The organism is Kribbella catacumbae DSM 19601 (genome assembly GCF_000372465.1).
Classification (GTDB): Bacteria; Actinomycetota; Actinomycetes; order Propionibacteriales; family Kribbellaceae; genus Kribbella; species Kribbella catacumbae.
The window spans coordinates 74,246-87,219 of the sequence record NZ_AQUZ01000003.1; the positions used below are offsets into that span (position 1 = coordinate 74,246).

Sequence of the window (12,974 nt, forward strand, 5' to 3'; positions counted from 1 at the left end):
CTGGTATGGGAGACAAGGCGGAATTCAGGATCGAGCACGACACGATGGGCGAGGTCAAGGTGCCTCGCGACGCGTTGTGGCGGGCCCAGACCCAGCGTGCGGTGGAGAACTTCCCGATCTCCGGCCAGCCGCTGGCGCCGGCGCTCGTGCACGCGCTGGCCCAGATCAAGGCGTCGGCCGCGGTGGTGAACGCCGAGCTCGGGGTGGTGGACCACAAGCTTGCCGACGGCATCGTCGCGGCCGCGGACCGGGTCGCCGCGGGGGAGTTCGACGCCGAGTTCCCGATCGACGTGTTCCAGACCGGATCGGGGACGTCGACCAACATGAATGTGAACGAGGTGCTCGCCACCCTCGCCACCCGCGCGCTGGACGCCGAGGTGCACCCGAACGACCACGTCAACGCGAGCCAGTCCAGCAACGACACCTTCCCGTCGGCGATCCACGTCGCCGCGACGGCCGGCGTCATCCAGGATCTGCTGCCGGCGTTGGAGCACCTGGCGAAATCCCTGTCGCAGAAGGGTTCTGAGTTCGCTGAGGTCGTGAAGTCCGGTCGCACGCACCTGATGGACGCGACGCCGGTCACTCTCGGGCAGGAGTTCACGGGGTATGCCGCGCAGATCAGCCGGGGTGCCGACCGGGTCCGCGCGACACTGCCCCGGGTGACCGAGCTGCCGCTGGGCGGGACGGCGGTCGGGACGGGGATCAACACGCCGGCCGGATTCGCGGCCAAGGTGATCACCGAGCTGAACCGGCGGACCGGGCTGGAGCTGAGTGAGGCGGCCGACCACTTCGAGGCGCAGGGCGCTCGCGACGGCCTGGTGGAGTTGTCGGGTCAGCTGAAGACGATCGCGGTCAGCCTGACCAAGATCTGCAACGACCTGCGCTGGATGGGTTCCGGGCCACGTGCTGGGCTCGGTGAGATCGCGCTGCCGGACCTGCAGCCGGGGTCGAGCATCATGCCGGGCAAGGTGAACCCGGTGATCTGCGAGGCGACGCTGATGGTGGCCGCGCAGGTGATCGGCAACGACACCACCATCACGGTGGCCGGCGCCGGCGGGAACTTCGAGCTGAACGTGATGCTCCCCGTGATCGCCCGCAACCTGCTCGAGTCGATCCAGTTGCTGAGCAACAGTTCGCGGCTGCTCGCCGACCGCTGCGTGGACGGCATCACCGCGAACGTCGAGCACGCCCGCGCGCTGGCCGCGTCGTCGCCGTCGATCGTGACACCGCTCAATCGCTATATCGGTTACGAGAACGCGGCGGCGGTGGCCAAGAGTGCGCTCAAGCAGGGCAAGACGATCCGCGAGGTCGTGATCGAGAACGGTCACGTCGAGCGCGGAGACCTGACCGAGGCGCAGCTCGACGCGGCCCTCGACCTGCTCTCGATGACCCGGCCGGCCGGCTCGTGACGGCCGAGGCGACGACCGGGGTGGACCTGCACTGGCAGCCCGGTACGACGATCGAGTGGGTCTACGAAGGGACCGGCCGGTTCAGCCACCTGCCGAACGTGCGACCGATGACGGTGGTCCGCGACGACGAGGACGCGCTGGTCGCCTGGCTCGCGCCCGGTACGCCGGTGATCAAGCCGGTGCTCGTCGACGGCCGGGAGATGCGGCATGCGGGTCCGGAGCGGATGTTCACCGAGGACAGGGTGCTCAAGCTCGACATCTGGCACGGCACCGGCATCCTCAAGGTCTCACCCACCGGGAAGCCCTGGTCGGTGTGGCACTTCTGGTCCGCTGACGAGACCTTCCTGGGGTGGTACGTGAACCTCGAAGCCGAGCACCGCCGCGACATCGAGGCCCGCCGGACCAGCACGGTCGACTACGTGCTCGACCTGTGGATCCACCCGGACCGCAAGATCGACTGGAAAGACGAAGACGAACTGGAAGGCGCCGTCACCGCCGGCCGCTTCACCGCCACGGAGGCAGAACGCATCGTGGCCGACGCCCACACCGCAGTACGCGAGATCGAAGCCTGGGGCCCACCCTTCACCGACAACTGGCAGTCCTGGCGCCCAGACCCCCACCTACGCCTCCCCGAAGCGCCCACCGGCTACACCGTCACCCACATAGCGGAGGAGCTCCTGGGCTGAAACTCACCGGCCTCGCGACGCAACGGGTCGGTCACGAGGTGGCGCTTTTCGTGGGGAGCGGGTTTACCGTGAGAAATATGCACACCATCGAACTGAACGACGAGGAGCTGCGGCTGCTGCGATCGGCCGTGCGTTCCTACCTCCAGGCCTTCGGGCACAACGAAGCCGACCTGTTGCGGGCCGCGAAGCAGCTGATGGTCAAACTTCCGGAGCCGGTGACAGCCTCAGCCGGCTAGACCTCAGCTTCGTGGGCGGACTGTCAGTGGGACCGGCTTGCGGGTGTCGGTGAAGAAGTCGTTGCCTTTGTCATCGACGACGACGAAGGCGGGGAAGTCCTCGACCTCGATCTTCCAGACGGCTTCCATTCCGAGTTCGGCGTACTCGATCACGTCGACGGACTTGATGCAGTCCTGCGCGAGCCGGGCCGCCGGGCCGCCGATCGAGCCGAGGTAGAAGCCGCCGTGCTCCTTGCAGGCCGCCGTTACCTTGGCCGAGCGGTTGCCCTTGGCAAGCATTACGAACGAACCGCCGGCTGCCTGGAACTGGTCGACGTACGCGTCCATCCGCCCGGCCGTGGTCGGCCCGAAGGACCCGGAGGCGTAACCCTCCGGCGTCTTGGCCGGCCCCGCGTAGTACACCGCGTGATCCTTCAGGTACTGCGGCATCGGCTCGCCCGCGTCGAGCCGCTCCTTGATCTTGGCGTGCGCGATGTCGCGCGCCACCACCAGCGGCCCGTTCAGCGACAGCCGTGTCTTCACCGGCAGCTTCGACAGTTCCGTGCGGATCTCCGCCATCGGCCGGTTCAGGTCGATCCGGACCACCTCGGCCTCGTCCGCCAGGTGCTCGTCCGTGGTGTCCGGCAGGAACCGCGCCGGGTCGCGCTCGAGCTGCTCCAGGAAAACACCTTCCGGCGTGATCTTCGCCAGCGCCTGCCGGTCCGCCGAGCAGGACACCGCGATCGCGACCGGGCAGGACGCGCCGTGCCGGGGGAGCCGGATCACCCGGACGTCGTGGCAGAAGTACTTGCCACCGAACTGGGCGCCGATCCCGAACTCCTGGGTCAGCTCGAAGACCTTCTCCTCCAGCTCGACATCGCGGAACCCGTTCCCCAGCGGCGATCCCGTCGTCGGCAGCGAGTCGAGATAATGCGCCGACGCGTACTTCGCCGTCTTCAGTGCGTACTCCGCGGACGTCCCGCCGACGACGATCGCCAGGTGGTACGGAGGGCAGGCCGCGGTACCGAGTGAGCGGATCTTCTCGTCCAGGAACTTCATCATCCCGTCCGGGTTGAGCACCGCCTTGGTCTCCTGGAACAGGAACGACTTGTTCGCCGAACCGCCACCCTTGGCCATGAAGAGGAACTTGTACGCCGGATCCGCCGCGGCCGAGCCCGGCGTCGAGTAGAGCTCGATCTGGGCCGGCAGGTTCGAGCCGGTGTTCTTCTCGTCCCACATGGTCAGCGGCGCCATCTGCGAGTAGCGCAGGTTGAGCTTGGTGTACGCGTCGTACACGCCCCGGCTGATCCACTCCTCGTCGACCGCGCCGGTCAGCACGCCTTCGGACTTCTTGCCCATCACGATCGCCGTACCGGTGTCCTGGCACATCGGCAGCACGCCGCCGGCCGAGATGTTCGCGTTCTTCAGCAGGTCGAGCGCGACGAACCGGTCGTTGCCGGACGCCTGCGGGTCGTCGATGATCCGGCGCAGCTGGGTGAGGTGCGCAGTACGCAGGTAGTGCGAGATGTCGTGCATCGCCTCGGCCGTGAGCTGCTGCAGCACGGCGGGCTCCACCTGCAGGAAGGTGCGGCCGCCCGCGGAGAACGTGCTCACTCCCTCGGTGGTGAGAAGCCGGTACTCCCTGTCGTCGGCGCCCAGCGGGAGCAGTTCGGAGTAGTTGAAGTCGGCGGACACCGGCATACCTCCAGGCAAGTGGTCTCAGAACCCCACCAGCCTAGTTCCGCCCCGCGCCGGGCGTCTCGCTGGGTACTCGGGACGACCTCAGGGGGCAGCCGGGGTTATTCCTTATCGGCGAGCGGCCCGGGGCGGACGTAGAGTTTTACCGTGGCCCAAGACGACGCATCGCAGCCGAACCGCCCGCAGGACCTTCCGGCCGCGCAGCCGACCGGCGACGAGCTGGCGCTGCGCCGGCGCGTGTCGGACTTCGAGCGGGAGGAAGTCGCGGACGTACTGCGCGATGCGGCGGGCGAGGGCCGGCTGAGCTACACCGAGCTGGAGGACCGGCTGGAGGTCCTGTATGCCGCCAAGACCTATGGCGAGCTGGTCGAGATCGCCGCCGACCTCCCGAACGGCCCGACCGCGCCAGGCACCACCGCACCCGGTGCCGGCGTCGCGCCGGCGGCCCAGCCGGGGCCCGGGATGACGGTGCACGCGCCGGTCATCAACGCGTTCCTGTCCGAGGCCAAGCGCACCGGCGGCTGGCTCGCACCGCAGCACCAGGAGGTCAACGCGGTCCTCGGTGACGTGACGCTGGACTACACCGAGGCGCAGCTCCCGTACGACGAGGTCTACGTCGACGTGAAGTCGATCCTCGCCGACGTGAAAATCCGCGTACCGCAGAACGCGATCGTGCACCTGGACAGCAACCCGATCCTCGGCTCAGTCTCCGAGCAGGCAGCCGGCATCGGCGGCGTCATCGACCCGCCGACCACCCCACCCAAGGTCTTCCACATCCGCGGCACCGCCATCCTCGGCGAAATCAAGATCAAACGAGGCCCCCGCCTCAGCAAACGCCTCCGCCTCACCTGATCACTCATCCGCTAGTCGCCGATTACCCGGAGTGATCGAAACGTTATAGCATCCTTGCTATGATCTGGGGTACCGTTGAACTCGAGGCCGAGTTAAGGGCGTGGCTCGAGGACCTTCCGACTGAGCTCTTCGCGAGAACCGCCTTCTACATCGACCTGCTCGCTGAGCGAGGACCGCTGCTCGGTGAGCCGTATACGAAACAGCTCGACGGCAAACTCCGTGAGCTGCGGTTCTGGCTTGAGCAGGACGCGATGCGGATCAGTTGCTGGATCGCTACTGATCGGCGGATCGTTCTGCTGACGGTGTTTCGCAAGTCGAGGATGCGAGAGACTCGCGAGGTCGACAGGGCTCGCAGGGCCTTTCGGCGGTGTGTCGAGGAGTCGCACGAGGTCTCTACGGCTGAGGAGGTTTGAGGTGTCGGGTCGACAGGGCTGGGATGGGCTTCGGCGGGAGCGGATGGCTGAGCCGGGGGCGGAGCAGGCGTACGACGCCACTCGGCGCGCGTTCGAACTGGGGGCTGCTGTGCGTCAGATGCGTGAGGGACGTGGCTGGACCCAGACCCGGCTGGCGGAGGCCGCGGGGATGACGCAGTCGGCGCTGGCCAGGTTCGAGGCCGGCGGAACCGTGCCGACACTCGCATTGCTCGAGCGCATCGCCCAAGCCCTCGATGCTCATCTGGTAGTCAAGTTCGACCAAGACCATTCAGCCGCGTAGCCGGTCGGAAGCCGCGGAGGGCGCGGAGCCGGGTGGAGGGCTCGTCGACGGTGACGGCCGGGCGCTTGGGTGGAGGTGCCCTGTCTTCAGGGACACTTCAGCTATGACGTGGATCCGGTCTGCCCTTCGTCGGGGTCAGGGCATCAGGCCGGCTTCGGCGGCGGCCGGAGGTCGGGAGCCGCAGGGTAGACACGCTCGGAAGTCCGCCGATGGCCGGCGTCGGTGGGGTGGGCCGCTGGTTCCGGGGTCACTGGTGGGGTTCTTCTTGCTGATGACGCTCTGCTTCGGGTTTCTCGCCGGGACGTCGTGGCAGGACTCGCTGGCATGGGACGAGGCGACGGCGGTTGTCGACGGAACGGTGGTCGAGATATTCGAACCGGGCCTGATGGTGAAGGGCTCCGGCAGCGTCCTCGTCCGGTACGTCGCCGGCGGCGCGGAGTACGAGATCGAGATCGGGAGGGATCTCGGCGAGCACTTCCTGCGGTTGGGTGACGTCCTGCCGATCGAGTACGCCGCTGCGCGGCCGGGCCGGGCTCGTGCAGTGTGGGCGGTGGAGACTGCGCGCTCTGATCTCGGGTTGTGGGCCGTCACGGCCGGCCTGTTCGCAGTACTGGCGACCGCCAGCGGAGCCGGTTACCTGGTGGGGCAGCTACAGCGCGGCCGACAGTGATGCGGTCAGGGGCCCCAGGTTGCGGTGTGGTCGGCGACTGTGGGTGGGTCGGCGCCGTGGCGGGTGCAGGTGATTGCTGCGGCCTTTACTGCGTAGTCGACGACGTCGTAGAGGGTGCGCTCGTCCAGGCCCTCCAGCCGTACTGCGCCCAGCAGCCGGCGTGCGTGCAGGCCTGCGATCAGCGCCGACATGAACGAGTCGCCTGCGCCGACGGTGTCGACGACCTTGATCGCGGGCGCGCCCACCTCGACCCGCGCGGTCCGGCTGACGCCGATGGCGCCGTCGCCGCCGCGAGTGATCACTACGCACTTGGTCCGGTCGACACTCAGCAGCTCGGCCGCGATCTCGTCCGGCGACAACCCGGGCCGGAGGAACTCGCAGTCCTCGTCACTCAGCTTCACCAGATCGGCCGAAGCCGCAAGAGCCCGTACTGCGGCCCAGGTGCTCTCCGGATCAGGCGTGATCGTCGGACGCGCATTCGGGTCGAGTGTCACGGTGACCGGCTGTGACGCCAGTGAATCCAGGAAGGTGCGGATCGCCGCGGCACCCGGTTCGAGCACGGTCGCGATCGAGCCGGTGTGCACTGCCGGGCTGCCCCGTCGCAGGGAGAGCGCCGGCGGCTCCCAGGCGATGTCGAACTGGTACGACGCGACCCCATCGGCGTCGAGCGTGGCGGTCGCAGTACTGGTCCGGAACTGCGGGTCGACCGAGCCTGGTGAGAGCTGGACGCCGTTGCCGAACAGGTGCGCGCCGAGTTGGTCGCCGTACGGGTCGGTGCCGAAGCGGGTGACGAGCTCGGTCGGCAGGCCGAGCCGGGCCAGGCCGACCGCGACGTTGGCGGGGGAGCCACCCGGGGTCGCCTTGGTGCTGTTCTTCCCGTTCCGGCCGGAGCCCGAGCCGTTGCCGGTGGACACGATGTCCACTAGGGCCTCGCCGATCACGAGGACGGGTGCGGTCATCGGGCGTGCTCGAAGTCGATCGCCGAGTAGGCGCGCAGCTTGGACAGCTGGTGCTCACTCTCGATGCTGCGGATCGTGCCGCTGCGCGAACGCATCACCAGCGAGTGGGTGCGCGCGATCGAGCTGCGGTACCGGACGCCGCGGAGCAGTTCGCCGTCGGTGATGCCGGTGGCGACGAAGAAGCAGTCGTCGCCGCTGACCAGATCGTCGGTGGACAGCACCCGGTCGAGGTCGTGGCCGGCGTCGATCGCCTTCTGCCGTTCCTCGTCGTCCTTCGGCCAGAGCCTGCCCTGGATCATCCCGCCCATGCACTTCATCGCGCAGGCGGCGATGATGCCTTCCGGCGTACCGCCGATGCCGACCAGCATGTCCAGGCCGGTGTCCGGCCGGGCCGCCTCGACCGCGCCGGCCACGTCGCCGTCGCTGATGAACTTGATCCGCGCGCCGGTCGCCCGGATCTGCGCGGCCAGGTCGTCGTGCCGGGGCCGGTCGAGCAGGACGACGGTGACGTCGTCGACCGGCGAGCCCTTCGCCTTCGCCACCCGGCGGATGTTCTCGGCGACCGGCAGCCGGATGTCGACCACGTCGGCGGCCTCGGGACCGACCACGAGCTTTTCCATGTAGAAGACCGCGGACGGGTCGTACATCGTATGGCGCGGCGCCACCGCCATCACCGCGATGCCGTTGGCCATTCCCTTGGCCACCAGCGTCGTCCCGTCGACCGGGTCGACCGCGACGTCGCACTCCGGGCCGTCGCCGGAACCGACCTGCTCGCCGTTGTAGAGCATCGGGGCGTTGTCCTTCTCGCCCTCGCCGATCACCACCACGCCGTTCATCCCGACGGTGCCGATCAGCGTGCGCATCGCGTTCACGGCCGCGCCGTCGGCGCCGTTCTTGTCGCCCCGGCCGACCCAGCGACCCGCCGCCATCGCGGCCGCCTCGGTGACCCGGACCAGCTCCAGGGCCAGGTTGCGGTCGGGGGCGTGCTCGCCGACCTCGAGATGGGCAGGGGGAGTGGTCGGGTCGTTCATGCCACGGATCGTAGCCAACGACCGGTGTGGGGCGACGATCGGTCTCGGGGGACACTGGTGCCATGAGCTCGACAAGTGAGGAGCAGGCGGCGAAGCAGCAGGCGGCCCGTGCGGAACAGGCCAGGGTGCGCGCCGAGGCCGAGGCCTACCGTGCGCAGAACAAGATCGACCGGGCCAAGGCGCGGACGCTGACCAACATGGTCTGGGCGCTGCTGGCCTGCTTCATCGTGGTCGCGTTCCTGGCGGTCGTCACCTGGCGGCCGAAGTCGGAGAAGATCCGCGCGGTCGAGTACGCGCCTCAGCTGACCGAGGCCCGGAAGGTCGCGCCGTGGATCCGCGGACCCGAGCCGATGCCGGCCGGCTGGACCGCGACCAGCGTGCAATTCCGGACGCCGGAGCAAAGCCCGATGACCTGGCACCTGGGAATAGTCACCGACCAGAAGAAATACGTCGGGCTGGAGCAGTCCAACGTCACCGGCAAGGGATTCCAGTCCGAGGAACTCGGCAAGACCAGCGACGACGGTACGTCGACCGTGGCCGGCGTGGTCTGGCAGCGCAAAACCCTGCTGGACCGAGAAGATGAGCATGCGCTCGTTCTGATCGGCTCGGGGGCCACCACGATCGTCACCGGGAATGCCGGATATCAGGCGCTTGAAACGTTCGCTGCTACTTTGCGCTGAATTGTGAATTCCAATCACCCGTTGACACGCTGAGCCTGGATGGGTTTTTATCGTCGGATCGGCCATCGACGAAGGAGCCTGGGATGGAACACATCGACCAGGTCAGGGGTTGAGCGGCCGTGTTCGTCACGGGGTTGGTGCTGGCCGCTGAGGGATCGCCGCGACTCGGTGTGCCCAAACAGTTGCTCGACTACCAGGGTGAGACCCTGCTCGGTGCCTCATTGGGGACCGCGCGGGACTGCGGCTTCGACCAGTTGATCGTGACGCTGGGGACCGCGTCCGAGCAGGTCCGCGAGCGCGTCGACCTGGACGGCGCCCGGGTCGTCGATTCGCCGCATGCCGACACGGGCAGTTCCTCGATCGTGCCGGCCCTGGACGTGGTGGACCGGCGTACGGACGGCATCGTTGTCTTGTTCGGTGATCAACCGGGCGTGACCTCGGCCACTGTCTGGTCGCTCGTCGCGGAGGTCGCCGGGCCGTCGACGCCGATCGGGGTGAGCCGCTACGACAACGGGCGGGGCAACCCGTGCTGGTTCGGCCGGGAGCTGTTCGGCGAGCTGCGGCAGCTGCGCAACGACCAGGACATCTGGGGCGTGATCGGGACCGGCCGCCACCCGGTCACCGATGTCGATGCCGTCGGCAACATTCCGCTCCGGGTCGAGAGCTGGGACGACTACCAGTCGCTGGTCGCCCAGCCCGATGCGCTCGGAGTCGAATCCCCGGTCGTGCCGCCGGCCGCCGTACCGACCCGCGGCCGGATCGGCCGCCGCAGCCTCCGCCGCCGCCGCGTCTAGCCGACGGGCTATTCGGCGCCCGCGAGGCGGAGGCCGATGACGCCGGCGACGATGAGGGCGATGCAGGCGACGCGGGGGAGCGTGAGTGGCTCGCCGAAGAACACGATGCCGAGGGTGACGACTCCGATCGACCCCAGCCCGGTCCAGACGGCGTACGCCGTGCCGACTGGAAGCCGGTCCAGGGTCTTCGCCAGCAGCGCGACGGAGATCACGCCGAAGACGAGTACGCCGGCCGTCGGCCAGAACCGGCTGAACCCGTCACTCGGCTTCAGGCTCAACGCGAACGCGATCTCGAACGCGGCGGCCGCGATCAGTACCAGCCAAGCCATCAGGCCGCCAGCGAACCGCGCTGATGGCGCAGGGTCACGGTCGCGACCCGGGCGCCGAGAGCGGCCGCAGTCCGCAGGTCCGTCTCCGGCGGCGCCTTCTCGGCGGACAGGTCGGCGTCGGACTGCGCCATCGCACCCAGCCAGCTGCCGAGCCGGTTGAGGTCCTCGATGCTCGCGGTCGACTCGGCCCAGCCGGGGTACACGTCGAGGCCGACCCAGATCATCCCGTGCTGCGCGGCGAAGACGGCCATGTCGACCAGGCTGTTCAGCTTGTCGCCGGACATCGCCTTGGAGTTGGTGAAGCCGGCGGCGATCTTGTCGCGCCAGCCGAGGTCGGCGGCCCAGACCTTCACGCTGGCCTCGGCGAACGCCTTGAAGACCGCGCTCGGGCTGCCCATGTAGGTCGGCGCGCCGAAGATGATCGCGTCGGCGGCGCCCAGCCGCTCCCACACCTCATCGGTCAGCTCGTCCAGCGGTACCAGTTCGGCGACAGCTCCCGGTACTGCGGCCGCGCCCGCCGCGACGGCCTCGGCCTGCCTCGCGGTGTGGCCGAAGCCGGAGTGATAGGCGACGGCGATCCGGGCAGATGGGTTGCTCATGGTGCTTCCTCCAAGGTCTTGAGCGGACTACAGTCCGTCTTATGAACGACCTTACCGGACTGCAGTCCGTTTCACAACGAAGCCTGCCGGTGCTGGGGGAACCACGCCCGGAACGCGCCGACGCGCGCCGGAACCGGCTGAAGGTGCTGGAGGCGGCGGAGCGGCTGTTCGCCGAGCAAGGTGTGAAGAACGTGTCGCTGGACGCGATCGCGGCCGCGGCGGGTGTGGGCAAGGGCACGGTCTTCCGCCGCTTCGGTGACCGGGCCGGCTTGGCGGTGGCGCTGCTCGACGAGCGCGAGGTGGAACTCCAGGCGAGAATCCTGACCGGCCCGCCGCCGCTGGGTCCGGGCGCGCCCGCGCTCGACCGGGTGAACGCCTTCCTGGCGGCGTACGTCGAGCTCCTCGATCGGCACGTCGAGCTCTTCGTCGACAGCGAGAACGCGTCAGACGGCGCCCGCTATCGAATCGGCTCCTACCGCCTTTGGCACCGCCATATCGCGATGCTGGTCGAAGAGGCGCGGCCTGATCTGGATGCCGACTACACGGCCCACTTCATCCTGGCGCCGCTTGCGGCCGACCTCCATCAGGCCCTGCGCGCGGAAGGCTTCACCCTCGCCCGCATGCAGTCGGGCCTGACGGCCGCAGCTACTGCTCTGCTTACTTCGTAGTCCCAGGCTTTTCTTCGTGGCTGGCCTGGGCTTCGGCCAGGCGTTGGCGGGCGCCGTCCAGCCATTGCTGGCAGGTGGTGGCGAGTTCTTCGCCGCGTTCCCACAGGGCGAGGGATTCTTCGAGGGTGGTGCCGCCTGCTTCAAGCTTGCGGACGACCTCGACGAGCTCCTCGCGAGCCTGTTCGTACGAGATCTCCGGGCAGGCCGCCGGTTCGGCGCTCTTGCTCACTTGCTCTCCTTCACTTCTACGTCGAAGCGGCCGTCGCTGACCCGTGCGTTCAGCACATCACCCGCAGACACCTGACCGACCTCCCGTACCGCGGTCCCGTCGGCCAGCTGGAGCACGGAGTACCCGCGGTCGAGCGTCGCCTTGGGGGACAGCGCGCGCACGCTGGCCAGCCGGTGTGCGAGATCGTCTCCGGCGCGATCCAGCCGATGGGTCAGGGTCCGCCGGCTCCGGTCGACCAGGGCGGCGATCTCGTCCGACCGGCGCTGCAGGTCCGTCGTCGGTGCGGCGAGGGCCGGACGGCTGCGGATCGCTGCGAGCGCATGCGTCTCGCGGTCCAGCCAGCCGCGGATCGCGCGCAATCCGCGTTCGCGCAGGAGCCGTACGCCGTCGAGCTCCTCGCGCACGTCCGGGACGATCCGCTTGGCGGCGTCGGTCGGGGTCGAGGCGCGCAGGTCGGCGACCAGGTCGAGGAGCGGGGAATCGGGCTCATGGCCGATCGCGCTGACGATCGGCGTACGGGCTTGGGAGACGGCGCGGATCAGGCCTTCGTCGGAGAACGGCAGCAGGTCTTCGAGCGAACCGCCGCCACGCGCGATCACGATCACCTCGACGGCCTCGTCGGCATCCAGCCGGCGCAGCGCGGTCATCACCTCGCCGGCCGCGGACGGGCCCTGGACCGACGCGTACTCGACCCGGAACGCGACTGCCGGCCAGCGGCGCTTGGCGTTCTCCAGGACGTCGCGCTCGGCGGCCGAGTCGCGCCCGCAGATCAGCCCGATCGTGTGCGGCAGGAACGGCAACGGCTTCTTGCGGTACGCCGCGAAGAGTCCTTCGGCGGCGAGTAGTTGCTTGAGGCGCTCGATCCGGGCGAGCAGTTCGCCGATGCCGACGTGCCGGATCTCGCTGACCGCGAGCGCCAGCGTGCCGCGCTTGGCGAAGAAGTTGGGTTTCGCGTTCACCACGACGCGGGAGCCGTCGGTGACCGGTGGATCCACCGACTCGAAGATCCGCCGGTTGCAGGTGAAGCGCAGCGAGATGTCCGCGTCGGTGTCGCGCAGGGTGCCGAAGACGGTCGTCATGCCCCGCCCCGCCGAGACGTCCGTCAGCTGCCCCTCGACCCACACGGCGCCGAGCTGGTTGATCCAGCCGGCAATACCGTTCGCAATAGTACGAACGGCCGCAGGCGCATCCGGCGAAGTCTCCAATGCCACCCGGCGACTCTACGGGCCCACACCGACAATCCCCGGCAGCCCCCAGTATGTTGCGCGCCATCCAGCACCCCGTACCTCCTCTTGGACATCGACGGGCCGAAGCCGCGGGGCGCCGTACGCAGCGATAAATCCTTTGCGTCAAGGGTGGATGGGCCGCATTCTTGAGGGAGTGAACACCTCCTGGTGAGGAGTCGCCCGGATAGGGCGGGCGACTCCTCAACTCCTTTTGA

Annotated in this window: 17 protein-coding genes; 10 read left to right on the forward strand and 7 right to left on the reverse strand. The window is 68.6% G+C overall.

Annotated features, from left to right (window positions below; all coding sequences use genetic code 11):
• Window positions 1-5: 5 nt before the first annotated feature.
• The 3 genes from A3ES_RS0104290 (at window position 6) to A3ES_RS53785 (ending at window position 2,331) form a co-directional block, all read left to right on the forward strand.
• Window positions 6-1,409 (forward strand): class II fumarate hydratase, encoded by a 1,404-nt coding sequence (locus A3ES_RS0104290; RefSeq protein ID WP_020385548.1) that lies wholly within the window; start codon window positions 6-8, stop codon window positions 1,407-1,409.
• On the forward strand, window positions 1,406-2,095 hold the full coding sequence (locus A3ES_RS0104295) for a ribonuclease FAU-1 family protein (protein ID WP_020385549.1): 690 nt from the start codon (window positions 1,406-1,408) through the stop codon (window positions 2,093-2,095). The genes A3ES_RS0104290 and A3ES_RS0104295 overlap by 4 nt, the downstream gene beginning before the upstream one ends.
• Before the next feature lie 77 nt (window positions 2,096-2,172).
• The gene (locus tag A3ES_RS53785; protein WP_020385550.1) at window positions 2,173-2,331 is read left to right on the forward strand and encodes a hypothetical protein; all 159 of its coding nucleotides are present in this window, start codon (window positions 2,173-2,175) and stop codon (window positions 2,329-2,331) included.
• A gap of 3 nt (window positions 2,332-2,334) precedes the next feature.
• Here the strand turns inward: A3ES_RS53785 and A3ES_RS0104305 are convergent, their stop codons facing one another.
• Window positions 2,335-4,011 (reverse strand): fumarate hydratase, encoded by a 1,677-nt coding sequence (locus tag A3ES_RS0104305; RefSeq protein WP_020385551.1) that lies wholly within the window; start codon window positions 4,009-4,011, stop codon window positions 2,335-2,337.
• 144 nt (window positions 4,012-4,155) lie between these two features.
• Here A3ES_RS0104305 and A3ES_RS0104310 point away from each other — a divergent pair, with 144 nt between their 5' ends.
• The 4 genes from A3ES_RS0104310 to A3ES_RS0104325 all read left to right on the forward strand — a co-directional run bounded on the left by A3ES_RS0104310 (window position 4,156) and on the right by A3ES_RS0104325 (window position 6,244).
• Window positions 4,156-4,860, forward strand: a complete 705-nt coding sequence (locus tag A3ES_RS0104310; RefSeq protein WP_020385552.1) for a DUF1707 SHOCT-like domain-containing protein — start codon at window positions 4,156-4,158, stop codon at window positions 4,858-4,860.
• 59 nt (window positions 4,861-4,919) lie between these two features.
• Entirely contained in the window at window positions 4,920-5,273 is a 354-nt protein-coding gene (locus A3ES_RS0104315; protein ID WP_020385553.1) for a type II toxin-antitoxin system RelE/ParE family toxin, read from the forward strand.
• 1 nt (window position 5,274) lies between these two features.
• Window positions 5,275-5,574, forward strand: a complete 300-nt coding sequence (locus A3ES_RS0104320; protein ID WP_026162535.1) for a helix-turn-helix domain-containing protein — start codon at window positions 5,275-5,277, stop codon at window positions 5,572-5,574.
• 253 nt (window positions 5,575-5,827) lie between these two features.
• Window positions 5,828-6,244 (forward strand): hypothetical protein, encoded by a 417-nt coding sequence (locus A3ES_RS0104325; protein WP_020385555.1) that lies wholly within the window; start codon window positions 5,828-5,830, stop codon window positions 6,242-6,244.
• Between the two features lie 5 nt (window positions 6,245-6,249).
• On the opposite strand, the gene A3ES_RS0104330 is transcribed toward A3ES_RS0104325, so the two are convergent.
• Together A3ES_RS0104330 and glpX are read right to left on the reverse strand one after the other, a co-directional pair.
• Entirely contained in the window at window positions 6,250-7,203 is a 954-nt protein-coding gene (locus A3ES_RS0104330; RefSeq protein WP_020385556.1) for a carbohydrate kinase family protein, read from the reverse strand.
• On the reverse strand, window positions 7,200-8,234 hold the full coding sequence (glpX, locus tag A3ES_RS0104335) for a class II fructose-bisphosphatase (protein WP_020385557.1): 1,035 nt from the start codon (window positions 8,232-8,234) through the stop codon (window positions 7,200-7,202). Before glpX ends, A3ES_RS0104330 begins: the two co-directional genes overlap by 4 nt.
• Window positions 8,235-8,296: 62 nt before the next feature.
• Here glpX and A3ES_RS0104340 point away from each other — a divergent pair, with 62 nt between their 5' ends.
• Window positions 8,297-8,914, forward strand: coding sequence for a DUF4245 domain-containing protein (locus tag A3ES_RS0104340; protein ID WP_020385558.1), 618 nt, complete (start codon window positions 8,297-8,299; stop codon window positions 8,912-8,914).
• Window positions 8,915-9,033: 119 nt separating this feature from the next.
• The gene (locus A3ES_RS0104345; RefSeq protein ID WP_020385559.1) at window positions 9,034-9,708 is read left to right on the forward strand and encodes a nucleotidyltransferase family protein; all 675 of its coding nucleotides are present in this window, start codon (window positions 9,034-9,036) and stop codon (window positions 9,706-9,708) included.
• 8 nt (window positions 9,709-9,716) lie between these two features.
• Here the strand turns inward: A3ES_RS0104345 and A3ES_RS0104350 are convergent, their stop codons facing one another.
• Together A3ES_RS0104350 and A3ES_RS0104355 are read right to left on the reverse strand one after the other, a co-directional pair.
• A complete protein-coding gene (locus A3ES_RS0104350) occupies window positions 9,717-10,037 on the reverse strand; it encodes a DMT family transporter (protein WP_020385560.1) in 321 nt (106 codons plus the stop codon).
• Window positions 10,037-10,636 (reverse strand): flavodoxin family protein, encoded by a 600-nt coding sequence (locus A3ES_RS0104355; protein ID WP_020385561.1) that lies wholly within the window; start codon window positions 10,634-10,636, stop codon window positions 10,037-10,039. The genes A3ES_RS0104350 and A3ES_RS0104355 overlap by 1 nt, the downstream gene beginning before the upstream one ends.
• Before the next feature lie 41 nt (window positions 10,637-10,677).
• Between A3ES_RS0104355 and A3ES_RS0104360 the strand changes: the two genes are divergently transcribed.
• Window positions 10,678-11,304 carry a TetR/AcrR family transcriptional regulator gene (locus A3ES_RS0104360; protein WP_020385562.1) on the forward strand — a complete coding sequence of 209 codons (627 nt, stop codon included), beginning with the start codon at window positions 10,678-10,680 and terminating at the stop codon, window positions 11,302-11,304.
• Here the strand turns inward: A3ES_RS0104360 and A3ES_RS0104365 are convergent.
• Entirely contained in the window at window positions 11,294-11,533 is a 240-nt protein-coding gene (locus tag A3ES_RS0104365) for an exodeoxyribonuclease VII small subunit (RefSeq protein ID WP_020385563.1), read from the reverse strand. The two genes, A3ES_RS0104360 and A3ES_RS0104365, sit on opposite strands and share 11 nt — an antisense overlap.
• A complete protein-coding gene (gene xseA, locus A3ES_RS0104370) occupies window positions 11,530-12,744 on the reverse strand; it encodes an exodeoxyribonuclease VII large subunit (protein ID WP_026162536.1) in 1,215 nt (404 codons plus the stop codon). The genes A3ES_RS0104365 and xseA overlap by 4 nt, the downstream gene beginning before the upstream one ends.
• Window positions 12,745-12,974: the final 230 nt, after the last annotated feature.